This window comes from Bowmanella denitrificans, assembly GCF_002887595.1.
In the GTDB taxonomy this organism is placed as follows: domain Bacteria; phylum Pseudomonadota; class Gammaproteobacteria; order Enterobacterales; family Alteromonadaceae; genus Bowmanella; species Bowmanella denitrificans.
Map to the genome: position 1 here is coordinate 422122 of NZ_PEBU01000003.1, position 23890 is coordinate 446011.

18 protein-coding genes are annotated in these 23890 nt (G+C 50.2%); 10 read left to right on the top strand and 8 right to left on the bottom strand.

What is annotated here, in order from left to right:
• Nucleotides 1–37: 37 nt before the first annotated feature.
• The gene (locus tag CSR04_RS08665; protein WP_102795866.1) at nucleotides 38–1447 is read right to left on the bottom strand and encodes an aminotransferase-like domain-containing protein; all 1410 of its coding nucleotides are present in this window, start codon (nucleotides 1445–1447) and stop codon (nucleotides 38–40) included.
• 117 nt (nucleotides 1448–1564) lie between these two features.
• On the opposite strand from CSR04_RS08665, the gene ccoG reads away from it, so the two are divergent.
• From ccoG to CSR04_RS08680, 3 genes are read left to right on the top strand one after another with little or no spacing between them, the layout of a single operon-like run.
• Nucleotides 1565–2938, top strand: a complete 1374-nt coding sequence (gene ccoG / locus CSR04_RS08670) for a cytochrome c oxidase accessory protein CcoG (protein WP_102795867.1) — start codon at nucleotides 1565–1567, stop codon at nucleotides 2936–2938.
• 23 nt (nucleotides 2939–2961) lie between these two features.
• The gene (gene cysI / locus CSR04_RS08675; RefSeq protein ID WP_216362529.1) at nucleotides 2962–4656 is read left to right on the top strand and encodes an assimilatory sulfite reductase (NADPH) hemoprotein subunit; all 1695 of its coding nucleotides are present in this window, start codon (nucleotides 2962–2964) and stop codon (nucleotides 4654–4656) included.
• Between the two features lie 52 nt (nucleotides 4657–4708).
• The gene (locus CSR04_RS08680) at nucleotides 4709–5047 is read left to right on the top strand and encodes a c-type cytochrome (RefSeq protein WP_102795869.1); all 339 of its coding nucleotides are present in this window, start codon (nucleotides 4709–4711) and stop codon (nucleotides 5045–5047) included.
• Nucleotides 5048–5082: 35 nt separating this feature from the next.
• Here the strand turns inward: CSR04_RS08680 and CSR04_RS08685 are convergent, their stop codons facing one another.
• From CSR04_RS08685 to CSR04_RS08705, 5 genes are all read right to left on the bottom strand, one after another.
• On the bottom strand, nucleotides 5083–5643 hold the full coding sequence (locus CSR04_RS08685; protein ID WP_172449294.1) for a M15 family metallopeptidase: 561 nt from the start codon (nucleotides 5641–5643) through the stop codon (nucleotides 5083–5085).
• A 111-nt stretch (nucleotides 5644–5754) separates the two neighbouring features.
• Nucleotides 5755–7380, bottom strand: coding sequence for a stage II sporulation protein M (locus CSR04_RS08690; protein WP_146027133.1), 1626 nt, complete (start codon nucleotides 7378–7380; stop codon nucleotides 5755–5757).
• Nucleotides 7370–9343 (bottom strand): hypothetical protein, encoded by a 1974-nt coding sequence (locus CSR04_RS08695; RefSeq protein ID WP_102795872.1) that lies wholly within the window; start codon nucleotides 9341–9343, stop codon nucleotides 7370–7372. The genes CSR04_RS08690 and CSR04_RS08695 overlap by 11 nt, the downstream gene beginning before the upstream one ends.
• A complete protein-coding gene (locus tag CSR04_RS08700) occupies nucleotides 9340–10257 on the bottom strand; it encodes a hypothetical protein (RefSeq protein ID WP_102795873.1) in 918 nt (305 codons plus the stop codon). Before CSR04_RS08700 ends, CSR04_RS08695 begins: the two co-directional genes overlap by 4 nt.
• 353 nt (nucleotides 10258–10610) lie before the next feature.
• On the bottom strand, nucleotides 10611–11561 hold the full coding sequence (locus CSR04_RS08705; protein WP_216362530.1) for a zinc-binding dehydrogenase: 951 nt from the start codon (nucleotides 11559–11561) through the stop codon (nucleotides 10611–10613).
• A gap of 114 nt (nucleotides 11562–11675) precedes the next feature.
• On the opposite strand from CSR04_RS08705, the gene CSR04_RS08710 reads away from it, so the two are divergent.
• Nucleotides 11676–12020 (top strand): winged helix-turn-helix transcriptional regulator, encoded by a 345-nt coding sequence (locus CSR04_RS08710; RefSeq protein WP_102795874.1) that lies wholly within the window; start codon nucleotides 11676–11678, stop codon nucleotides 12018–12020.
• Nucleotides 12021–12206: 186 nt separating this feature from the next.
• A complete protein-coding gene (locus CSR04_RS08715; protein ID WP_102795875.1) occupies nucleotides 12207–13337 on the top strand; it encodes an OmpA family protein in 1131 nt (376 codons plus the stop codon).
• A gap of 119 nt (nucleotides 13338–13456) precedes the next feature.
• Here the strand turns inward: CSR04_RS08715 and CSR04_RS08720 are convergent, their stop codons facing one another.
• Entirely contained in the window at nucleotides 13457–14755 is a 1299-nt protein-coding gene (locus tag CSR04_RS08720) for an aminotransferase class I/II-fold pyridoxal phosphate-dependent enzyme (RefSeq protein ID WP_102795876.1), read from the bottom strand.
• A 99-nt stretch (nucleotides 14756–14854) separates the two neighbouring features.
• On the opposite strand from CSR04_RS08720, the gene CSR04_RS08725 reads away from it, so the two are divergent.
• The 4 genes from CSR04_RS08725 (at nucleotide 14855) to CSR04_RS08740 (ending at nucleotide 19376) form a co-directional block, all read left to right on the top strand.
• Complete coding sequence (locus tag CSR04_RS08725) at nucleotides 14855–15739, top strand: dihydrodipicolinate synthase family protein (protein WP_102795877.1); 885 nt, start codon at nucleotides 14855–14857, stop codon at nucleotides 15737–15739.
• A 15-nt stretch (nucleotides 15740–15754) separates the two neighbouring features.
• Nucleotides 15755–16990 carry an MFS transporter gene (locus CSR04_RS08730; RefSeq protein ID WP_102795878.1) on the top strand — a complete coding sequence of 412 codons (1236 nt, stop codon included), beginning with the start codon at nucleotides 15755–15757 and terminating at the stop codon, nucleotides 16988–16990.
• Nucleotides 16991–17098: 108 nt separating this feature from the next.
• On the top strand, nucleotides 17099–18115 hold the full coding sequence (locus CSR04_RS08735; protein ID WP_102795879.1) for an AraC family transcriptional regulator: 1017 nt from the start codon (nucleotides 17099–17101) through the stop codon (nucleotides 18113–18115).
• Nucleotides 18116–18218: 103 nt separating this feature from the next.
• A complete protein-coding gene (locus tag CSR04_RS08740; protein WP_216362531.1) occupies nucleotides 18219–19376 on the top strand; it encodes a nuclear transport factor 2 family protein in 1158 nt (385 codons plus the stop codon).
• An 82-nt stretch (nucleotides 19377–19458) separates the two neighbouring features.
• On the opposite strand, the gene CSR04_RS08745 is transcribed toward CSR04_RS08740, so the two are convergent.
• Nucleotides 19459–21522: an amidohydrolase family protein gene (locus tag CSR04_RS08745; RefSeq protein WP_102795880.1), complete on the bottom strand. Its 2064-nt coding sequence runs from the start codon at nucleotides 21520–21522 to the stop codon at nucleotides 19459–19461.
• 209 nt (nucleotides 21523–21731) lie between these two features.
• On the opposite strand from CSR04_RS08745, the gene CSR04_RS08750 reads away from it, so the two are divergent.
• Nucleotides 21732–23822: a TonB-dependent siderophore receptor gene (locus tag CSR04_RS08750; protein ID WP_102795881.1), complete on the top strand. Its 2091-nt coding sequence runs from the start codon at nucleotides 21732–21734 to the stop codon at nucleotides 23820–23822.
• Nucleotides 23823–23890 lie beyond the last annotated feature (68 nt).

Here is a 23890-nt window from a genome sequence, read left to right on the forward strand (position 1 = left end):
ACACAGCAAGTCAGCTTGATCTTTTGTTGCCAACAACCTAACCCCGACCAGCAAATATCTCAGCCAGTCGGGCCAGGGCCTGGCGTCTTGGGCCGGTGGCCGGGTGGGCGAAGCTGAGGCGCAGGTAGTGATTAAAATGCCCCTGGGTAGAAAACAAGGCGCCTGGGGTGATCACAATATTTTCCTTTAACAGCGGCTGATAATAACGGCTGGTGTCCTGCTGTTTTTGCAGCTCCAGCCATAGTGCTATGCCGCCCTCGGGTACGGTGTAGCGAAAGGGAAATTGCCAAAGCTCGTTTAAGGCCTTAAGTAAATCGTCGCGCTGGCGTTTTAACTGCTGACGATATTGCAGCAGGTGGCGTTTGTAATGCCCTTCGGCCATAAAGCTGGCCAGCCCTTCTTGCATGGCCTGACCGCTGGCCAGTTGGTTTATCAGCTTTAAATGCACAATCTTGTCATGGTGACGGCCACCGGCTACCCAGCCTAAGCGCAAATCCCTGGACAGCGATTTGGAAATGGAGCTGCATAGAATCACATTGCCGTTCTTATCAAAGGCTTTGAGTGGCTCGGGGCGAAAGTGAAAACCCAGATCGCCGTAAATATCGTCTTCAATTAACGTCAGCTCGTACTTATCTGCCAGTGCCACCAACTGGCGCTTTTCCTCGCCGGGAATCGAAGCCCCGGTCGGGGTGGCAAAACTGGCCGTGACCACGCAGGCCTTCACCGGCCATTTACGTATTACCGCTTCCAGATCGGCGGCTTTCAGGCCCAGCGTCGGCGACACCGGAATTTCCACCACTTTCAATCGCAGTTGCTGCAACAGTTGCAATACACCATAAAAGGCAGGGCTTTCCACCGCTACCGTGTCGCCGGGTTCGCAGCAGCTCATCAGCGCCAGAAACAGGCTGTTCTGACAGCCCGCGGTAATACACAGCGCCGCGGCATCCAGCGCACAATTACGGCCGCGGTAAAGCAGCGCAATCTGCTCGCGCAGGGCCGGATTACCTTGCGGACCGGTGTAGTACACCGCTTTATTGTAGGGATGCTGACGCATGGCCCTGCCAATATGGCGATTAAGCTGCAGCAGATGGTTAACAGGTTCATGCACAGGCGCGCCGGGGCACAGATCAAAGGCCGCGCTTCTTGCCATAATGTCCTGAAAAATCAGCGGCATATTCACCAGGCTTGGCTGGGTGTTAAGCAACCGCCGGGTGGAAGGCACGCCGGGCACAGTGCGCTGGCTGACAAAATAACCGGAGCGGGGTCTGGCTTCCACCAGGCCGCTGGCTTCGAGTTTATGCAGGGCGTGCTGCACGGTGATCTTAGCCACCCCAAACTGCTCACTAAGCTGACGGATAGACGGCAGCCGCTGCTGTGGCCGCCATAATCCGGTGTGGATTTGCTCACTGAAATGCTGTGCCAGTTGTTCGTATATAAAACTCGTCATAGGCCTGCTTTAACCACGCAATCTGTACCTATTGTAATTTACTTTATTGTATCTATTACAGACAGAATTAATCCTTACACTTCCGCGGGTCTTTCAGCCAGTTCCTGTGGGGGTAACATGGATCATTCATCCATCTCTGAGCAGCACATTATTCTTAAGGTGCCTGCCTCGCCGGCCAAGATTTATATCCGTGAGCAAAGTGGGCGCTTCCAGCGTATCCGCCGCTATCTGAATTTTTTATTGGTGGGGTTGTTTGTACTGCTGCCGCTGCTGCATTTTAATGGCCGCCAGGCGGTACAGTTTGATATTGGCCAGCAAACCCTGGATGTGTTTTTCGTCACTTTGTACCCGCATGACCTGGCGATTTTCGCCCTGCTGTTTATCCTCGGCGCGTTTCTGTTGTTTTATGTGACCCAACTGTATGGCAGGGTCTGGTGTGGTTACGCCTGCCCGCAAACCGTGTGGACCTTAATGTTCAACTGGGTTGAGCGGCGGGTGGAAGGCAGCCAAAGCCACAGCCGCACTCTGGACAAACAGCCCTGGAGTTCAGCCAAGCTGGCCAAAAAAGCCCTTAAACATAGCTTGTGGGGCGCGCTGTCACTGGCTACGGGATTGGTGTTTATTTCCTATTTTGTGCCCGCCAGACAGTTGTATTCATCCTTCTTTACCTTAGAAGCCAGCCTGCTTATCCAGGGTTGGGTGTGGTTCTTTGCGGCTTGTACTTATATTAACGGCGGCTGGTTACGGGAAAAAATGTGCCAGCATATCTGCCCCTACTCGCGCTTCCAGTCTGCCATGTTCCAGAAATCCACCAAACTGGTGGCCTATGACGCTGCCCGCGGCGAGTCACGTGGGCCGAGAAAGCGCAGTGCTGCCAAGCCTCAGGACATGGGCGATTGCATTGACTGCACCCTGTGCGTGCAGGTGTGCCCGGTAGGTATCGACATTCGTGACGGCCTGCAATACGCCTGTATCAACTGCGGACTGTGCGTAGATGCCTGTGACGCCACCATGGATAAATTCAACTACCCCAAAGGATTGATTCGCTACGCCGCCGAAAGCGGCAGTAAAACCGCCTGGGCCGCGCATCTGGGCTATGGCGCGGCGGTGCTGCTAACGGTGACGATGATGTTTGCCTGGGCGATGCATCGCCACGACTTCGAGGTCAGCGTGATCCGCGATCGCCAATCCCTGTACCGTATTAATAACCAGGGCGATATTGAAAACACCTTTGTGCTGAAAACCCTGAATAAATCCCAGCACAGCAAACACTACCGCATTCGGGTGGACGGGCTTAACGGCCTGCAGATACAGGGCCCAACTCAGATTGAAGTGGGCGCCGGTGAGCATGCCACCACGGCGCTGGCGGTGTCGGTGCCCGACACCCCGGAGCAGAAAAAAACTGACATTCATTTTTATATCGAGGAACTGGCCAGTGGCGAGTCGCTGACCAGAGAAACCATCTTCTACGCTGGCAGTGGCGCTTGGTAACGCCCTGCCCCGACAAGAGTGCAATGATGAAAAAAACACCCTTATCCGACAACGAGCGCCTTAAAGCACAAAGTAACTTTCTGCGCGGCACCATTCGCGAAGATCTGAACGATCAACTCACCGGCGGATTTAACGGTGACAATTTTCAGTTAATTCGCTTTCACGGTATGTATCAGCAGGACAACCGGGATATACGCGCTGAACGCCTTAAGCAGAAACTTGAGCCACTGCACAGCGTAATGCTCAGAGTCAGGTTGCCGGGCGGCATTATCAACCCTAAACAATGGCTGGGCATTGATGCCTTCGCTGGCAACAGCACGGAATACGGCTCTATCCGGGTGACCAACCGCCAGGCCGTGCAACTGCACGGCGTGCTGAAACACAATATCAAGCCGGTTCACCAACTGCTGAACCAACTGGGTTTGGATGCCAAAGCCACCGCCGGTGACGTCAACCGTAATGTGCTCTGTACGTCTAACCCGGTGGAGAGCGAATTACACCAGCAGGCCTATGCATGGGCTAAGAAAATCTCTGAACATCTGCTGCCCAAAACCAACGCCTATGCGGAAATCTGGCTGGACGGCGAAAAGGTAGAGCAGCCGGAAAGTGAGCCGATACTGGGCCAGCATTACCTGCCGCGCAAATTTAAGACCGCCATTGTGATCCCGCCGCAAAACGACGTGGATATTCATGCCAACGACCTGAACTTTGTGGCCATCGAACAGGCCGGCCAGCTTATTGGTTTTAACGTGCTGGTCGGCGGTGGGCTGGCCATGACCCATGGCGATACCAGTACCTATCCGCGTTTGGCCAGTGAGTTTGGCTTTATCACCTTAGACCATGTGCTGGCCATTGCCGAAGCAGTGGTTGCCACCCAACGGGACTGGGGCAACAGAAGCAACAGGCGCAATGCCAAAACCAAATACACCCTGGACCGGGTTGGAGTCGATATCTTCAAAGCCGAGGTAGAACAGCGGGCCGGTTGCCAGTTTGCCCCCATCAAACCCTATGCCTTCACCAGCCGCGGTGACCGTATTGGCTGGATACAGGGCATCGACGGCAAGCAGCATCTGACGTTGTTTATCCCCAGTGGCCGCCTGATTGACCAACCGGGTCTATTACGCAAAACCGGGATGGCCCAAATTGCCGCCATGCATAAAGGCGATTTTCGCCTGACGCCGAATCAGAACATTATTGTCGCCGGTGTTGCCCCTGAGGATGTGCAAGACATCAATGCCATTGCAGTGGAACATGGTTTGGTAAACCAACACCTGACACCCCAGCAGCAAGACGCCATGGCCTGTGTTTCCTTCCCTACCTGTCCGTTGGCCATGGCTGAGGCGGAACGCGTGCTGCCCGAGCTGATTGAGCATCTGGACGATATACTGGCGGCGCAGCAATTGGCCAACGAGTCGATTATTTTTCGCGTCACCGGCTGTCCCAACGGCTGCGGCCGCGCCATGCTGGCCGAAGTGGGTCTGGTGGGCCGGGCGCTGGGCCGCTATGACTTGTACCTGGGCGGAAACCGCCAGGGCACACGTATTCCCAGGCTGTATCAAAGCAATAAGCAAATCGAGGATATCTTAAAAACACTGGAAGGGCTGATAAGCCAATGGAGCCAAAACAAACTGCACGGGGAAGGCTTTGGTGATTACGTGGTGCGCGCCAATATCGTCACGCCGGTAGTGAATTCCTCGGTGGATTTTTACCAGCCCTGAGGCTGACACTATCTGGCAGCGACCGCATTTTTACATAAGTTTGGAGACATTTATGAAAGCAACATACCTGACATTAGTGGCTATCTTGTCTGTTGGACTGGCCAGCAGTGCACTGGCCGCTGGCAATGCCGAGGCTGGCAAGACCAAGTCCGCCACCTGCGCCGCCTGCCATGGCGTTGATGGCAACAGCATCGCGGCCATGTACCCGAATCTGGCAGGCCAGCATGCCCAGTACCTGGAATCAGCCATTAAGGCCTATCGCGACGGCCAGCGCAGCGGCGGTATGAGTGCGCTGATGAAGCCTATGGTGGCCAAACTCAGCGACCAGGACGCCGCCGATCTGGCCGCTTACTTTAGCCAGCAGACGTTAAAATGTCATTCCGAGCCCTGACGGGCAGCACATTGCATCTTCTTAACCAGTTCCTATCAATCCAGCCAGTACTTATGTAATTTGGTTAAGAACTGCTGTGGATTCGTCACATTTAACCCATCGTCAAAGTGTATATAGTCAGGCACTGTGAAATCTCCCCCCCAGCGAATAGAGGGAACCGTCTTTTTTACTTCGCGGATAAATCTGCAGACTTCAGAAGGCGGGCCGCATCTATCAGTAAATGAACTGCAACCATAAAGCTTCCCTTTGTATAAGAAGTTTACATCCAATGCATGGCCAACATGATGATTAGACATATTTGAAGGCACGACGACCGTATTTCTTAATTGCACTTTGGGGTTGCGAAAACTGCTGGTGACAGTCAAATTAATCGAATGCGCGGCAGCCAACTCTTCCATTTTTTCCACGCTTTGCAAAAAGTCGCGATTAATCAATATGGGGCTGTCGCTTTCTATGGCCTGGTGCTTTGCTGTGTAGCAAACAATCTCATTCTGTGCTGAAGCAAAAGGTCCGGATACTGGCTCAAGAAAATCCTTGAGCACGTAGCCAATTTGCCCATCTGCCGTGCTCACTTTGACCCAGGTTTCTTCGCCCATACCAGTTAGCAGTGTATGGCTTGGCAGTACCTTTAACGTCTCACCATCATGCGGAGATTTTCTTAACCTTAGTCCATTACTGCTGGTGGTTCGGTAATGAGCTTTCATGGCTTATCCATTTGGTTGTGTAAGGCTAACGTATTCGGTTTGAATAACTTTTAGATCAAAGAAATGGGGTGCCTTGGACAAGGTGGCCTTTCCATCTACTTCACGGACAGTAATGGCGTCAACTTTGATAGATGTGATGACGAATTCACTACCAATCATGTATTGGTTTACCGGTTGAACCAACACCACTCTGTCACCGACTCTGGCCTCACCGCTTGGCAGTTGTATACTGTCGACTGCGATTGCAAGTTGTTGCTCAGCCTTCTCTCTGATTTTCCGAATACGTGGGCCTCTTGGAGCGGCCGCACCTAACTTATCAGTCACATTTCTGATCAGCAGCAACACCCACTCAGATGAAAACCCCACAGCAAATGCAGTTACGACGCCAACATACAATTGTTCCGGATCCACCAGAGCGTATGCGACGATGGCAATAACAGGGGCACAAATCACCTGAACAACCTGAAACACCAGTAACTCAGGAAGTTGACTTGGGTTCAGTGGCTGGTCTTTGGAAAGATTGGATGCAAGATCGTCTTCGTAGGTTTCACTGTAGTTGGCATCCAGGCGACTCTGAAACTCCGGTAATTTACGAGCCATCGCCACTAAGGCCCCAAAAATAGCTAAGGCAATGAAGTAGATAGGCACTACAACGCCTCCTAATACAGGGGCTCCAGGTAAGTTCTTGTCTAACATTTCATTGACTTTAGCTTGAGCCAGTTGCAACGAAATTGATTCTAAAAGTTCATCGATTCGACTGATATCCTTTCTGGTCAAATCCAGTGTCGGTTGACCACAAATATCCGGGCCATTCCCAATGGACAGGCATTGCTTCTGATTGTGTAGTCGTTGTCTTTTCTTTTGCAGTTGCCCTTGCAGCAACTGCAACTCTGCGAAGCTGGTATCGGCGCAAACAGCGTTGTCTTGCTGACCAAACAATCTATCCAGTGCATTATGACAATTGGCCGCTTGTTTACTCACTTGGCGCTTCTCACTCGGGCAAGACAACTGGCTTCGGCATGTACCGTCCACCTGACAATCCAGAATCATACCTCCCAGCACTAATACCCATTGAGGCGGGATATCACCACAATACTCAGCCCCATTTGGCATTCGATCTGTCTTGCCCTCAGTCGTATCGATGGATTCCGGTAGAGAAAAGTCACAACCAGGAATAACAGCAATAATATTTTTCTGATAGCATTCTGATTCGTCCTCGGCTTCAAAAACTAGTGGCTGGGTATTTAACAAAAGAAAAACCAACACACACGCCCATAAAATAAGGTACATGTATGCCAGCCCCATCAACCCGCGATTAATATTCAGTTGCTTAACGGGTATATGGCCGTTCTTGTCAATTATTAAATCTGCCGTAGCAAGGTAAATAATTCCTAAAGTAATAACAGCAACTAATAACGGCAAGAGATGAAAAAGCCATGTGGAATGATGTACGTTAAGCCCATCTATCAAGCTTCTATAAACCAGAAAATATGCAGACCAGACGCAAACCAAACAAATGCCCGACCACAAGGCATTGTTTTTTAACCAGAGAAATATTCTTTCTGAAGTAATTTGACGTGTCACCGAACGTTGTGCTCCGTCAGTTGTTTGTTGTGGATTACTGGACATTGTTGTTCATCCCTGCTTCCAGCACAGACTTATAGGCAGACAAGATGGCATCCAACCCTTCTTTAGCCTCTTTAATATCTGACGCATTTGTTTTATCTGCGTCGGCGATGGAGAACAGAATTTTATTCAATTCACCCTTCAGATTTGTTAACACCTTATTGCGCTTAGCTAAGGCTAGGGTAAGCGTTTCTTTCTCTACGCCGACATTGACAGAGGGGGAGCTCTGCGGGTTAGTTGGCTGCTCTTGCTTAGAATTTCCTGAGGGAAATGGCACACCTGTAAAAACGCCTACAGTGTCTATTGCTGCATCTGCAATCGCCTTACTGATGATGATCTGATTAGTGGCCAACACCGTTGGATTATTCTTAGCGTTAGAGGTTCTGAATCTGGCTGGTGCATCCCTTACTATGACAACGGAAGTATTACCATCCGCTCTAAAATACACCTTATTGATCTGATTCCAACGATTCCGGAATGCAGGATCAGTAACAATACGCCAAACCGGATCACCTGCGTTTTGCAGCCGATCTACCATTTCGTTTAATGACGTTTTGCTTTTTACTAAACCTTCAAGGGCCATTTGCGAAGAAGCGCTCTGTGGCAGATCATTTCGCAGCGATTCCAACTCGTTTGCCAGGGCCAAATTGGAACCTTGCAGACTGCTATCCGCAAAGGGCTGAGCTACGCTCCTACCAGCACTATTACTAGTGTAACCTGCCCGTTTGGCCAGCTTGAAAATCTGTTGTTGCAAGCTTTTTGCGTAATCCAACCAGAACTGGAAAGCCTCCGATTCATTATTGATCCGGGCAGTGGTTAGTTTTCTGTTTAACAGGTGTTCAATATACAGCCAGTCAATGTAGAAATTTTGCTGATTAAGCCCTCTGTAACTCCCCACTACATCATTTACCATATTCAAAGCTAGGGATTCCAAGGCGGAGAGGGTTAAAATACATTGACCGTCTTCCTGACAGAAAACAGGTGATTCTTGGGTATTGGTCACGCCTTCTTTACCAATCCCACTATCTGACTTGGCTTTTTTGTCAGAGACTACACATTTCTGCTTATTATCAGACTTTTCTGTTTCATCAAGCTCCTCACATTTGTCACTATTATTAATTACCCTAATATTTGCAAAGCGCATAAGCTCATGTTTTAGCAAGCTTTCAGCGTTGTCACATTCTCCTTCGCAGGCAATATCTGTAAGTTTGGAAGGCGTAAATTGCACTGCATAGTTTCTAATATCACTTAATACCGCTTGCCTATCTAAGAGATACGCTTGCTCAACAAAAATATTTTTCTGCGTTCTACGTCGGGAGTTTTTATAAGGCGATGGAAAATATCTGGATTCTAATTCCATGACATTCATAGCAAGACCTTGCGCTATACATTCTGACGTTTTCGTACTGCCCTTCAAAAGCGCATTACACTTTCCTTGCACAATTTGCCGATAGGCCTCTTTGTAGGCCTGAATGTAAAGCTTTATATGTGTTTCTGCGACATTAAGCTCCAGCTCAAACTTGTTCTGATTCGCTTTCAATTTCTTCAAGTAGCTTTCTAAGCTACTATTCTCTTCAAAATTCTTTTGCTCTACCGGGCGGGGAGCATCGCAAACATTCTTGGCCTCGTTGCACACTGGAGAGTCTTTTTCGGTAACCGTCATGGTCGCATTCCAGGTCCCGCAATGTTGAAAATTCTCTGTTTCAGGTTGTAACGTTTTCAATGCCGACAGACATAATTGATTAGATTCAACAGCCAGGCTGGATTCAAGTCCATGTTGCCTGCTGGCTTCACCTTTTAATTTACTTAAATCGGTTAACATTATTTCCGCTTTCCTGGCAGATAATGGGGGGCGTTCGTATGGATCGGCATCAAACAAGTCAACAGTCACATCCAGTGTTGCTGTCGCGCATCCGAGCAAGATGACTGATGAGACAGACAGAGTAGATAGTATGCGTAACGTCATAGCAGTGTCTCCGTCAGGGATATCAGGGCTTCCAGGTTTGCCCTCAGTCTTACTTGTTCAACACCAACGTTCTTGTCAGTCACTTCGTCACCGGCTTTGAGCGATTCCTTTACCCTTTGCATCATGTCAACAAGGGCACTGTCAAACTTATCAGACTGGACTTTTTCTACTTTAAGTATCTCTTTAGAGCTTTGCGCCTGATGGGAAAGAATGCCTGATAACCTCTGTATTGTTGCACCGGAATCTATTGACTCGGACGTTGATTTAATATTTTGAAGCACTTGATCGGGATTGGAAGAAAAGGCGATAACAAACTTTTGTCCGGCATGATGAAGGGCCATATTTGCGGACGGATCATATTCAATTTCTCTTGCCCCTTCAGGTAAAGGAGTTCCCTCTCCAGGCAATGCTCTTAAGCGCTTTAATGTCAGCAAAAATTTGGCAATTTTCTCTTCACTGGTATCAGGATTTTTCGCCTCTGTCAGATAACTCTGATAGGCCGTTTTGTATGCAGTATTAAAAGTTTCGTATAACTCATACTCCGTAAGAATAGCTCTGGTTTCGTTGTGAATTGAACCGCCACCATAAAGTTTATCGACAGCATGGGATGGATACCAACCAGCTTGGTACTCGGCTTCTCCCAATACACTTTTTGCATTTACCGTAATTCTGTAGTAATTGGTGTTTTCACCACTTGCCACGGCTATATAAAACACTTCATTGACGCTCATATTTGCCAGTTTAAAGCTAGAACATCCTTGAATCTGAGCAAACGAGAAAAGTACGATGGACACATATCTAAAAGCAGAAAAAATTTTCCAAACATAATGCCGGTCATTAAACCTGGGTAGGGTTATTTTGATTTCCGGCACATTGGCCAAGTGCGCCTTTAGTAATAGGTATAAGGTGGTCATAAGGTGTCCATCTAATGGTATTATTTTTAACTAAGTTAAAATGGTCTCTTAAAAATCAAAGCAAGCTCTCAGCCCCATGCTCTGTATGCAAATTAACAAGCCACTGAGCTCCAACAGTCGTGATGCTTGGGATTATGCTCTTGTGGCTAGTGAGGCGTTAGGGTGTTTTCTCTCACACATCCATGAATTTGCATTCATCAATGAACTTAAGAGAATGAAATATAAGGATTTATATTTACTGAGAGTGCTCTGATTTATCTGGAAAGAGGCTTGCATCTAAAAACAGGCAGCACCAAGTTAAACGAGAATAAAAGCCAGAGAAGTGCCTCTGGCTGCATTGGTAGCTAAGACAACTAATCTATCGTTATAGCAATTTTGCCCTGTCGACTGCCCGCTTCGATAAGTTCATGAGCCTGCACAATATCGTTCAGGCCCATAGTCCGCTCGAGGATGGGTTTAATCCCCCCGGCGTCTACCACACTGGCAATTTCGCTAAGCCTTTGTGCCGATTGGGTGGTAAAGACAAAATGCAGCTCGGCATTGGCCTGCCAGCCGTTAAGCAGGTTTTGCGGTACGGCCATATCAACAATAGATACCAGCCTGCCACCATCTGCGAGCAGTGCAAGACTGTTTTGTATGGTGTGGTGCCCAACGGTATCGACAATAATGTCAAAGCCCGCGGGGTAATCCTGCTGAAGCTGTTGGTACAACGAAGCTTCTTGGTAGTTATGGTGCTTATCGGCGCCAAGGCTTTCTACAAATGCCTTATTTCTGGCACTGGCCGTTGTTACCACATACGCGCCGATATGCCTGGCGATCTGAATGGCATACACGCCAACACCACCTGCGCCGCCATGTACCAGCACCTTATCACCGGCCTTTAGCCGCCCACGTTCTATCAAACATTCCCAGGCAGTGCCGGCAGCCAATGGCAATGTGGCAGCCTGTTCAAATGACAGACTGCCAGGCTTTTTAGCTACAATAGCTGCCTTTTCCACATGATGGGTGGCATAGCTGCCTTCGTTGGCCAGCAGCCTGGGAACATAGAAAACTTCATCTCCCACTTTAAGATTTTTCACCCCCTCGCCGACTTGTTCAATCACTCCGGCGCAGTCCACCCCCAGCTTGGCTGGTAAGGGTATCGCGCTTTGGTAATCGCCCCGTCGCGTTTGTATATCCACCGGGTTGACCGATGCGGCCTTGACCCTGACTAACACCTCATCCGGGCCTGGTGTAGGGGTGGGCAATTCCACCAGCCTCATCGCGCTTGCTGGACCAAATTGTTCAATGATAACGGCTTGCATGTTTTCCTCCGAAGTTTGAGTTTCCGGAGTCTATCCCAACAGTTCTATTTACATAAGTACGCACATTTTTGTAATGTAGTATCCTTTTATATACTGCAAATAACCGGCACACATATGAACTACGATGAACCTTTTGGCTGCTCAGTTACCGTAACCCTTAAAGTGATAGGTGGTCGGTGGAAGCCGATAATTTTGTTTAACCTGCTGGAAAATGACAGATGCCGGTTTAACGCCCTGAAACGTATGATCAATGGCATTACTCAGCGGATGTTAACCATGCAGTTAAAGGAATTGGTGGACGACGGCATTATCAGACGGGAAGTGTTTGATGTGGTTCCGCCGCATGTGGAGTATTCCCTGACCGACTACGGTAAAACCCTGACCCCACTGTTAATGCTGATGCGCGATTGGGGGGCCGAACATGCAGAAAAGGCAAAGCTGAGTGTGAAAGCGAAGTAACTTGCCATATCCAAAACAAAAAATTATCAGTCAGTTTACAATGAAGAAAGATCTAGCAAGTCAAAACATAAAGAAACTTCAATTGGATATGCTTAAAGCAATGGAGTAGATGTTATTACTTAGTTGGGTTAAGCTCTTTATCCGCCAGACATTCTGTATCAATAAAATACTAAGGAACAGTCTACGATGGAAGCGCTGTTGATTCTTTCAGTGTTATTTCTAGTTTCTGCACTATTCTGTTTTGTTCTGCCGGATCACATAAATAGAAAGCCCAAAAAACAAGTTAATACATTAAAAGTTGTCAGCTCCAATCATCCCTCAGTCAAGATTTCCCGGCAGCCAACTTTCACAGAATTCCCCTCTTCAACCGCCAAGCAAAACAACTTAAAAAAAGCAGGCACATCGCTAGTGCTGCTTTGTATATTGACTCTACTCGCGGGCTTGTTCATCAGGGATTCTGTTCCAGATTCCGAACCAGACCTACTGCTACTGCAAGAATCCGTTCAGAAGAACGTAGCACTATTGCAAGAATTACAAAAGCAACAGGAAGAGCTTCCCAACCAAATTTCTGATTTAAGGGATCTTATCGCAGCCATTTCTGCGGGAAAAGCTCCTTCTACTTCGACGTTATTGCCCAGCACAGACCTGGAGTTAGACTTTATCTGGGTAACAATTTTTTTCTTTTTGGTTTGGATGTGTTCATTTACCTTTGTTATGTCTATTCACAAAGTGTCAATTTGGTTAGGAATAATTGAAAAACCAAACAATTCATCGCAAAGCAACAAGCAAAAGTGGGCACTGCAGTTAGTACCAACTTTGTTATCCACTCTTATCACACTTGGAGGTTCTTTATATATTGCTATCGGTCTCAGTGAAAAGCCTGATTTTGAATATCTGCTCAAAGATTTAGCTGCCGCAGTAAGAGAATTGAAAACCAAAGACACAAACTATCAATTTGACTACAAAGAGTTCTCTCCTCCGATTATGTTCGAGCCCAGTAAAGATGAGATAAGTAAGCCGATTGAAAAAGCACTATGCACTATTCGCGAAGAGCTTATTGACGACGGTTACAGTTTTGCATTTGTGGTGGGGATGCATGACGCTCAGCCAGTGAAACCAGAATCCAAATTAACTAACTTGGGATTGGCAAAGTCTCGAGCCGATAAAGTGAGTTCGATTTTAGAGAACAACAATACCTGCAGTGGAGATGACAGGAAAATACTGATATTCCCTATTGTCAGCTCCAATAACTACTTAATGAAAAGCATAGAAGACAGAGCTGTGTATATTAAAGCCCTGAAACTTACGCCAAAGTAACTACTAGTATTCTGAAACTGCACTTAATTCATTTTTATACGTTAATCGCACTCAATGGACACTTGAAATTTACTGACTAAGGACTACCTCTGAACCACTTCAGATGTTAAGTCGGTCAGTTAATACCGGATATTGGCCAGATCACGGGCAAAGCGCTGGGCGATATCTTGCTCCAAATTCGGAATACTTACCCTGAGCCCCTGGGATTCCTGATTAATATCAAACGAGGTGCCAGGCCTGACCAGCCAGCCTTTACGGGATAATTCATAGGCTGCTGCCTGGCTGTTACCTGTGACCGGCACCCAGACATTCAGGCCGTCGATTGTCATAGGGCATGCCACCCCGTACGCCGCCAGCGCATCAAGTAAGAAATTGCGCTGTCGGGCACACTGCAGTTTGGTGTCTGCTAACTTATCCTGCACTGCCTGATCTGTCAGGCAGGTTAGTACCATGGCCTGCAGTACCCTGCTCACCCAGGACATGCCCGGGGCTAAACGGGTATTGAAACGGGCTACCGTGTCTTTGTCTGCAGCGATAATGGCCAGTCGCAGATCCGGCCCGAATCCTTTGGATACCGAGCGGAATATGGCCCAGTTTTGCGTGGTAGCGGGTATAACCGAATGGTATTCAGACTCGGCCATCAGCGCAAAGTGATCATCAACCATCACCAATACATTGGGATACTCCGCCAATACCACCTGCAGTGCCTGGGCGCGCTCTGCCGACAGACAAGCGCCAGTTGGGTTATGCGCTCTGGGGGTAATAATCACCGCACGCGCGCCTTTGGCGAGCGCCGCACGCAGCGCTTCGGTTTGCATGCCGAATCTGTCGATTTGCACGCCGCTAAGCTTCATACCGGCCAGACGGATGGCATTTGCCGAGCTGATATAACAGGGCTGCTCCACCAGCACAGTGTCGCCTGGCAGCAAATGTGCCGCCATTAAACGCTCCATGGCGTCTATGGCGCCATTACTCAGCACGATTTCAAAATCGCCCGGGCAGCAGCGGGCAAACCATTGCTGGCCAAATTCGGCCAGCCCCGGCAACAGGGTGTTTTCACCGTAAAGGTACTGTTGAAACTGAGTGCGGCTTGCCACCTGATTTAAGTCAGGTAACCAGTCACGGTTAGGACTGCCATCGGCCAGGTCATACAAGGCGGTGTCGGTCATGCCCTCCTGCTCACCGGCATCGGTTAACTGACAAATGCGTGTACCCAAGCGCCCCTGGGTAATGGCAATACCGGCTTTGGCCAGGCGCTGATAGGCGGATGACACGGTATTGCGGTTCACGCCCAGCGTGTCGGCCAGTTCGCGTACCGGCGGCAGTAATGCGCCTGCGGGCAGGTCGCCGCTCTGGGTTAGCTCTCGCACCGATTCAAAAATACTCTGCGCGTTGTTACCTGATATATTGACTTTCATTTTTGTCCTATGACAATATATTTTTTGTCACGGGCCATTATAGCGCTATGCGCGCTCAAGCCCATCTTTTTGTCTTAACCCTATTCTACAGGAGTTCCAATGTTTACAGGCTTAAGTGCATTTCCGCTGACCCCTTTTCGGGATGAGTGTATTGATTTTCAGGCGTTTGAAAAGCTACTAAGCCGTTTAACCAACGCCAAAGTGGATTCCATCTGTGCCATGGGCTCTACCGGGTTGTACCCTTATCTGGACCACGCTGAATTTCAGTCTGTGGCTGAGAAAACCGTGGCGCTGGCCGACGGCATTCCGGTGATGGTGGGTATTGGTGCGCTACGTACCAAAGACGTTTTGCAAAAAGCCTATCTCGCCCAGCAGGCTGGCGTGAAGGCGGTATTGCTGGCACCGGTGTCCTACCATCCCTTGACTGAGGCGGAAGTCTACAATCTTTATGCCAAGGTCAGTGCTGAGTTGTCGGTACCTTTGTGTGTTTACGAAAATCCCGGCGTCACCCAGTTTACCTTTAGCGATGAATTGTACGCCGAGGTTACCAGGCTCAACAATGTGGCAGCGATTAAGATCCCCGGTATGCCTTTTGCCAATGCACAAGGTGCAGAGCGTCTGGCCAGGTTACGTGCCATTGTTCCGGCAAACGTGGCCATTGGTGTCAGTGGCGACAAATTTGCCGTGGCCGGACTGCAAGCCGGTTGCGATCTGTGGTTGTCGGTGGTGGGCGGCCTGTTTCCGCAAACCGCCATGCGCATAGTTCAGGCCATCAAAGATCATCAGGCAGTACAATGGGCAGAGCAATTAGAGCCACTGTGGCAGTTGTTTGTGCGCAACCGCGGCGGCATGAGAGTGATGGCCACCGCGGCCGATATTCTGGGTATCACCGAAGGCAACTGTTTACCCCAGCCGCTACAACCTTTAACCAGTGCCGAGCGGGCCAGTCTTGAAACTCTGCTGACACAGTTAAACCTCAGCTAATAAGGAACAGCGCCGATGTACAAGGTTGCCAGAGTGGTGGGCTTATTTAACTTTCCGGTGTTACTCAGGTATGTTCTAGCCGCCACCTTGGCAAGAACCGCCACCGGCGGCTCCACCGTGGCAGTTATTTTGCTGGCCAATCAGCAAGGTGCCAGCGGGCAAACCGCCGGGGCGCTGGCAGCCTGTCTGACCTTTCCGCATCTGCTCGGCCCCTTGTTTGGCCGCTGGCTGGATAATGCCAGGGATCCCCGCCGCCTGTTGATTGCCGCGGCTTTTATCTACGCGGGCTTCTTTCAGCTTGCCATCATGGGTTTTAACCAGCACCTGATGTGGCTGACAGTAACATCGCTGCTGATATGTGGCACCTGCAGCTCCTTTTTGATGGGGGGCCTGAGCACCCAGTTGACTGGCCTGGTTGGGCCAAACCGGGAGACCCGACGCCGCGCGCAAAATTGGGACGCCATAACCTATGCCATGGGTATTACGGCGGGGCCATTGGTGGTGGCAGTCCTCTCTGGCAGCTACTCAACACAGATGGCACTGACGCTATTGATGCTGCTGCCGATACTGGCGGGCATCTGCATACTCAGTTTCCCTGCCCCTGCAACCAAAACAGGCGCAGATAAAGCGCAGATCCAAAGTGTTGGGCAGGTGATGCGCCTGATTAGCCGCTCTGCCCCATTACGTACCACTATTATTATGACCTCAGTGGCAGCCTGCAGCGTGGCTGCGTTACCTGTGCTCGCCGTGTACCTTGCAAAGAGTTGGCAAAGCGCTCAGGAACAGGGCGCCTATCTGGTCACCTGTTATGGCATCGGCACCTTGTGCGGTGGTTTGCTGTTGATGGTTAAACCGCTGCGCGCGGACGCCCTGACGCTGCTCAAACAGCATGCAGCGATATTGCTGCTCACCTTGATAGGGATTGGTTTAAGCCCGTCTTTGCCGGTAGGACTATTTACCTATTGGCTTTGCGGCCTGGTTAATGCGCTGTTTTTTGCCAGCACCCTGGCGGCCCGCAGTGAGTATGCCCCCGAACAGGTTGCTGCCCAGGTGTATATGTGGGTAGCGGCTGCAAAAATCAGTGCTGCCTCGTTGGGGGCATTGATTGCCGGTTATCTGGTGGATAAATTCGTGCTGATGCCACTTATCCTGTCATTCACCATGCTGGGCCTCGCCCATCTGCTGTGTTTTCGCTTTGGTATCAATAAACAGAAGCAAGCACAGCAGGCTGAAATTAACCAAGCCGGTTAGGATTAGCAGGCGGCTAGGCATTAAGGATAAATACATAGGGGTTGCCCAGCGCAATGCAGAAGATATAGTGGTCACCGACAGTTACAAGCTTGAAATGACAACCATTAGATGACCGCACAACTGCTTTTTTTCTTCAGCGCCCTGGGCGTATTTAATGCCCTGTTACTGGTAGGTTACCTGTTTAGCAAAACCCATCGCAGCCAAAGCGATTTGCTGCTCGGTTGCCTGTTGCTGATGCTCAGCATCCGCGTGGGTAAATCGGTGTTTTTCTATTTTTCACCGGACCTGGCCAAAATTTTCCTGCAGGTTGGGCTGTCTGCCTGTCTGTTGATTGGGCCGTTTTTATATCTGTATTGCTTGTCGGTACAACGCGGGTCCGCTGTTTCCAGGTACAGCTTCGGCCATGTGCTGGCGCCATTGTCGGCCATCCTGGTAATAGGCGTGCTTTATCCTTATCAAACCCACACCGCACTGTGGGGTGATCTGCTGTATAAAGTGGTGAACTATGTGTGGCTGTTTTATCTGCTGCTTAGCCTTTGGCATATTAAGCCCTGGCTGCTGCAAGTCAGACAAAAGCCCTTTGACTTGTCTACACCTGCAACACTTTGCCTGAGTATCTGGTTGGGTACGGCGGTTATCTGGCTGGCCTATTTCACCGGTGCTTATACCTCTTATATCAGCGGCGCGCTGAGTTTTTCGCTGATCCTTTACCTTAGTATTGTGATGGCGATGCTGGCCCGCAAGGAACGCCAACAAAATCGCTATCAGGATAAGAAAATACCAGACGACGATGCCGCCGCCATGCTGACCAGACTCAATCAATTGATGAACGACGAGCAGTTGTTCCTTAATCCCAACCTGACCCTGGCGCAACTGGCCAAACGTCTGGGCACCAACACCTCCAAATTATCGCAGTTTGTGAACGACAATCTGGCGATGTCTTTTCCTCATTACCTGAATGAGAAACGCATTGAACATGCCAAATCTCTGCTGCTCTGTGATACCGCATTAAGTGCCGAAGATGTTGCTGATGCGTCGGGGTACAACTCCCTATCCACCTTTTACTCGGCGTTTAAGAAATTTACCGGCACCACCCCGGCCAAGTTCCGTCAACTCCCGCCATAAAAGGCTGCGAAAGCATAATCCGGCACTACGGAATTATCATTTCGTAGTGTTTTTGCCAGCCTTTTCGCTAACGTGGCCAGCCACTTTAACGGAGGCTACCATTTTGAAACATCGATTATTTACACTTGTCACCTTGCTGATTTCGCTGACGTTTACGCAGCTTGCAGCGGCTGATGCCGGCACAGGGGCGACAGATGCCAAAGAGCATGCCGCCATAGAAACCGCCATCCAGCATTATTTCCACGGCAGCGCCTACAGCGATAAGGCCAGATTAAAACAGGCTTTTCACAAGCAGGCACGCTTGTATCTGGAAAAGAACGACCAGCCTTATTGGGAGGTCACGGCAAATGACTATATTGGTTGGTACAAAGACGCCAATCAGGGCCAGTTTAACGGGCGCCTCGGCCGTATTTTAAATGTAGACAGGGAAGGCAACCTGGCCATCGTCAAGGCCGAGATACTGATGCCGGCAAAACAGCAGCGCTATATCGATATGTTGTTGCTGAAAAAGCTTGATGGGGTGTGGCAAATCTTAAGCAAAAGCGCCGTCGGTGAGGCCAGTTCGCACAATGGCCAGCGCATTCTGTTTATCCTTTCCAGCGCGCATTTTCATGGTGATTCCAACCTGCCTACCGGGGTAAGCTTCTCGGAAATCGTCAATGCGTATGACGAATTTGCCAGGGCCGGATTTAGCGTTGATTTTGTCAGCCCTCAAGGCGGCGCGTTGCCGCTGGCCTATATCAACACCTCAGAACCCATGCACAAAAAGTATCTGTACGACAGCGATTTTATGTATGCCATTGGTCATACCCTGACACCCGAGCAGGTGGTGGCAGAAGACTACCGCGCCGTACATTATGTGGGGGGTACCAATGCTATGTATGGGGTAGCGGACCACCCACAGCTGCAAAAAATCAGTATGAGTATCTATGAGCAGCATGGCGGCATTATTTCTGCGGTTTGCCACGGTACCGCCGGTATTGCCCATCTTCGTTTGCAAAACGGTGAGTACCTGGTTAAAGGGCGGCGTATCAGCGGCTATCCCGACGAATACGAACATCCCGACAGACCTTACTTTAAGGAATTCCCGTTTTTAATTACCAAGACCATTGAGCAGCGCGGCGGCACATTTCTGTATAGCCCGCGCAATACGCCGCATATTGAAATCGATGGACGGATTATCACCGGGCAGAATTATTTGTCTTCGGCCGGGGTGGCCAGGGCCATGATCGACATGCTGACAAAAGAAACCGTCGAGTAATATTGGCAGCAATGCACGAAAGATTAATTGAAACAGGTGGGCAACGTCGATACCGGGTCGCCCACCTGCTTAAACATTTGAATTACAAACTGGCAGGCGCCTTCACCTTGGGAATATTGGTAAAAGGCTTAATGCCAAAGCTTGGGTACACCTCGCTGGGGTAATAAAACACGCCGCCACGGGACACCAGGCTGATGGCTTTAATCGCCTTGATATCTTCGGTTGGATTACCGGGCACCAGGAAGAAATCCGCCAGTTTGCCGGGTTCGATACTGCCGCGGTCGGCGTGTCCCAGATAGTTGGCCATATCATAGCTGCCAAGCTTCAGCAGCTCAGCCGGGCTAAAACCCAGTTGCTGATACAGTTCCAGCTCGCGGTGCTGATTAAAGGCGCCGCCCAGATCGGTGCCGGGCAGCAGCTGAATACCGCGCTCTTTCATCATTTTCAACGTGGTCAGGATCTGCTCATAGGCACCACGATAGGCTTGGTCCTGCTCCGGGCTGGCCACTTTTGCCAGCGACACTTTAGCACTGCGCTGCACGCCAGGCGGCATATGGTCAATATAATCCCTGACGCCAGCGCGGGTTTCACCGTTACGCGACAACAGCAGGTATTCGTGAATAGCCAGAGTGGGATCGATAGCCACCTGATTTTCTACCATTAAATCCAGGGTTTCCTGTACCGCAGGGCTGCTTAGATCCAGGGCGGGCAAACGATCCAGGGCGGTCAGCCTTAATAAGGTACGAGTATCTTCAGTGGGCTTTAACACCCAGCCCAGCATCACCTGGTTAATATGGGTCATTTCATCAAAGCCGGCGCGGATCATGGCGTTGGCGTTAGAAAAAGCCGGTACATGGCCGGTGACGCGCATATTCAGCCGTTTGGCTTCATCGGCTATGGCCGGTGCCCACTCACCTTTCATACTGTTGTACAGCTTCACCCCGTCAAAGCCATGCTCGGCATAGGTATGTACGGCGGCAATGGCCTGTTCCTGGGTTTCCACCAGGATACCGTTGTTGTTATTGGACGGACTTTTACCTTCTATCATGCCGTAGCGGGTAATACGCGGCCCGGCCAGTACACCACTGTCGATTTTATTTTTCAGCTCGTCCAGCACGTCCAGCGCGTTGCCCATATCCCGCACTGAAGTGACGCCGGCCAGCACGTTCATCAGCGCGTCGTCGTCACCGGTGTGGGCATGCATTTCATACAGCCCGGCAATCAGGGTGCCACCCGCGCCGTCGATTTCGGTTTCACCGGCCTGCGTAGCAATATCCAGCGGTTCAATGGCAGTGATGTTCTCGCCGTTTACCAACACAGACACAGGCTCACTCAAACTTAATCTTTGTGGCTGGAACACCCGCACATTACGAATCCGTACAGCGCCTTGATAATGGTGGGCAAATTCAGATTGCAGGGCTTCAAAACGCTCGGTGGAATACTTGGCCGACAGCTGGCGCAACTTAGTTTCCTCAGCTTCAAAGCCTTCGCGGATCACAATCAAACGCGGGGTAATATAGGCAAAAAACTGTTTGTTACCGTCCAGGATCAGATAATCAGGGTCCAAATCCGCCCCCGCCAGGGCAAAGGTGTTTAACGTCACCGGACCTTCTTCGCTCTGCACTTGCAAGGTTTCCAACGCCGTCAGGTTTAAGGTGCCGGCAGGCAGCGCGGCCATGCTTTTGCCTTCGGTTTGCATCAGTGCCCTGGCCATTATATAGGCCTGATAAGGGCTGCTGTTTTGCGGTACATACAGCGCATTACTGTCTATTCTGGCTTCACCCGGGCCGGTGGCATCCCGCCAGGTAGCCTGCCCGGCATGAATTTGCATTTGTTCTTCCACCGGGTTGCCAAACGTAGTGTTACCGCTGATTCTCCAGCTTTGCGGAATGCCCTTTGCGTTTAAGCTGACCTGCTCTTTATAGGCCGGGCCACGGCCGTTGCTTTTAAAATCATAATCAATACTGATGTCGTTATTCTGATGGGTGGCATACAAATGCCCCACCACATTGCCATTCAGTATGACGTTAAAGCGATGCTCTTCCTGACTGGCACTGCCAGGCTGGTTGTTGACGACTTCGGTAGATGGCGGCTGGGAGCACCCCAGCAACAGGCCAAGCAGAATACTAATATTTAGGATACGCATAGCAAATCGGTTACTTAAGCAGTTTCAATGACCCCCAAGTGTATAAGCATATTTTGCATGGTTACAAGCTCGCTGCTGCGAGCTGTCAGTAATCCATATATGTATCTTCACTATCAGCACAAAACCACTTAACGATAAGCGTTATCATTTACAAAAATATATTTCCAACATACTATGTCGCCTCAAAATTGCAGGCCAGGAATACATTTATGTTACGCACCAAACCTCTTAGCGCCGCAGCGCTGGCGGTAAAACTGTCCTTTATATCCATAGCAATAAGTCACTCCGCCGCTGCCAATCCGGCGAACAATCAAGCCGTTGAAGTGATACAGGTCTACGGTAACCAGGGAGCCAGCCGCTCCGCGACTAAGCTGGACCTGACCGTCTATGAAACCCCACAAACCGTCACCGTGGTATCCCGTCCGCAAATGGACGATTTCGCCCTGCGTTCAGTAAACGACTTGCTGGCGTATACGCCAGGGGTGACAGTGGAAAAAGTCGAAACCGACCGAATCTATTACACGGCTCGCGGCTTTGATGTGGTGAATTTCCAATATGACGGTATCGGTGTGCCCTTCTCGGCCGGTTTATCCCATGGCAACCCGGATACTGCCGTATTTGAGCGGGTAGAAGTGATAAAAGGCGCGGCTGGCCTGGTAACCGGGCTGGCCAATCCGTCTGCCACGGTAAACTATCTGCGAAAACGCCCCAGTGAGCAGCTAAGCGGCTATGCCAGTTTGTCGGCAGGTTCAGACAGTCGGTTGCGCTTTGAAGGCGATGTTTCTGGCAGCCTTGGCGCTAATCTGAATGGCCGCGCGGTGGTGGTAAAAGAGCGGGCCGACTCTTATCTGGATCGCAAGGAAGACGACAACAGCCTGCTTTACCTGGTGGCTGAATATGTGTTTAGCGAGCATACCGCCATTACTCTCGGTCACAGTTACAACCTTAACAAAGTGGATGGCAGCTTATCCGGTGCCCTGCCGCTGTTTTACAGCGACGGTAGTCCAACTGATTTTGATGTTGCCACCAGCACCGCCCCCGAGTGGGCATACCGCGATGTGAAAAACAGCCAGACCTTTGCCGAATTGCGTCATCAGCTCTCCGACAACTGGAGTCTGAATGCCCTGCTTAGCGAGAACAAGGTAGTACAAGACTCTGCGGTGATGTACGTATACGGCGCACCAGATAAACAGACGGGTCTGGGCATGATTGGCCTGCCCAATCAATATGATCTGGATGAAACCCAGCGCATTGCTGATTTGTATTTAAGCGGCAGCTACAGCCTGTTTGGCCGCCAGCACGAGCTGATGCTGGGTGTGAACTACGCCCACATTGAACTGTTCGGTCAGTCCTTCTACGACAACGAATTTAGCGATTCGGCCCTGGGGGCAGACTGGGCTGCAGGGAAAACCCAGGTCGGTGATTTCGATGCCTCGGATCCTTACAGTAGCGGCCATCAGGACAAGCAGATTCATCGCTCGGTTTATCTGGCCACAAGACTGCACTTAAGTGACGCGTTTTCGCTGTTGTTAGGCGCCCGCAATATGTCGGTGGCCCAGCATGGCTATAGCTATGGTACCGATGCCAGCTCGGATGCCACCGAAACCGTGCCATACCTTGGCGGTTTATATGAGCTGAATGAAAACATGGCCTTATACGCCAGCTACAGTGAGGTGTTTACCCCGCAATCTTTTGTCGACCCGGACTTTCAGGCATTGGGCGTTGCCAAAGGCAACAATGCCGAAATCGGTGCCAAGTTCAATCTGAATAACAACGCCACCGCCACCCTGGCGCTGTTTCGCGCCGATCTGAAAAACGTTGGTGAATTTGCCGCTGTCAATAATGGCGTAAATACCTACCACGGTCTGGACTATCAATCGGATGGTGCAGAACTTGAACTGGTGGGCAGTATCGGTGATGCCTTTAACATCAGCTTTGGTTATACCTGGCTAAACAGCGTCGAGGGTAACGATGGTCAACAGGTTCGTACTTATGTGCCGCGCAATATGGCCAAGTTGTCGGGGGTTTACTATCCCAGCAGCTTGCCAGCGCTGTCATTGGGTGCCAGCCTGAAATGGCAGGATGATATCTATATTGAGCCACAGCCAGCTCTGCGCCGCGAGCAACCAGGTTATGCCTTGATTGATTTGTTTGTTCGCTATGAGGCCAGTGACAATCTGAGCCTGGCCCTCAATGCCAGCAATATGACGGATAAGAAACACCTGGCCAGCCTTTACTGGGACCAGGCCTTTTACGGCGCGCCCCGGCAGGTTCAGGCCACACTGACCTGGCGTTATTAATCAAGCAGCCTGATTTCAAGGGAGAAACTGAAAACAAACGAGCCGTTGTCGTAACAATATGCCAGCGG

Coding starts and splice junctions, on each gene's coding strand:
- CSR04_RS08665 (WP_102795866.1), bottom strand. CDS start 1,447: ATGACGAGTTTTATATACGAACAACTGGCACAGCATTTCAGTGAGCAA.
- ccoG (WP_102795867.1), top strand. CDS start 1,565: ATGGATCATTCATCCATCTCTGAGCAGCACATTATTCTTAAGGTGCCT.
- cysI (WP_216362529.1), top strand. CDS start 2,962: ATGATGAAAAAAACACCCTTATCCGACAACGAGCGCCTTAAAGCACAA.
- CSR04_RS08680 (WP_102795869.1), top strand. CDS start 4,709: ATGAAAGCAACATACCTGACATTAGTGGCTATCTTGTCTGTTGGACTG.
- CSR04_RS08685 (WP_172449294.1), bottom strand. CDS start 5,643: ATGGGCGAAGAAACCTGGGTCAAAGTGAGCACGGCAGATGGGCAAATT.
- CSR04_RS08690 (WP_146027133.1), bottom strand. CDS start 7,380: ATGTCCAGTAATCCACAACAAACAACTGACGGAGCACAACGTTCGGTG.
- CSR04_RS08695 (WP_102795872.1), bottom strand. CDS start 9,343: ATGACGTTACGCATACTATCTACTCTGTCTGTCTCATCAGTCATCTTG.
- CSR04_RS08700 (WP_102795873.1), bottom strand. CDS start 10,257: ATGACCACCTTATACCTATTACTAAAGGCGCACTTGGCCAATGTGCCG.
- CSR04_RS08705 (WP_216362530.1), bottom strand. CDS start 11,561: ATGCAAGCCGTTATCATTGAACAATTTGGTCCAGCAAGCGCGATGAGG.
- CSR04_RS08710 (WP_102795874.1), top strand. CDS start 11,676: ATGAACTACGATGAACCTTTTGGCTGCTCAGTTACCGTAACCCTTAAA.
- CSR04_RS08715 (WP_102795875.1), top strand. CDS start 12,207: ATGGAAGCGCTGTTGATTCTTTCAGTGTTATTTCTAGTTTCTGCACTA.
- CSR04_RS08720 (WP_102795876.1), bottom strand. CDS start 14,755: ATGAAAGTCAATATATCAGGTAACAACGCGCAGAGTATTTTTGAATCG.
- CSR04_RS08725 (WP_102795877.1), top strand. CDS start 14,855: ATGTTTACAGGCTTAAGTGCATTTCCGCTGACCCCTTTTCGGGATGAG.
- CSR04_RS08730 (WP_102795878.1), top strand. CDS start 15,755: ATGTACAAGGTTGCCAGAGTGGTGGGCTTATTTAACTTTCCGGTGTTA.
- CSR04_RS08735 (WP_102795879.1), top strand. CDS start 17,099: ATGACCGCACAACTGCTTTTTTTCTTCAGCGCCCTGGGCGTATTTAAT.
- CSR04_RS08745 (WP_102795880.1), bottom strand. CDS start 21,522: ATGCGTATCCTAAATATTAGTATTCTGCTTGGCCTGTTGCTGGGGTGC.
- CSR04_RS08750 (WP_102795881.1), top strand. CDS start 21,732: ATGTTACGCACCAAACCTCTTAGCGCCGCAGCGCTGGCGGTAAAACTG.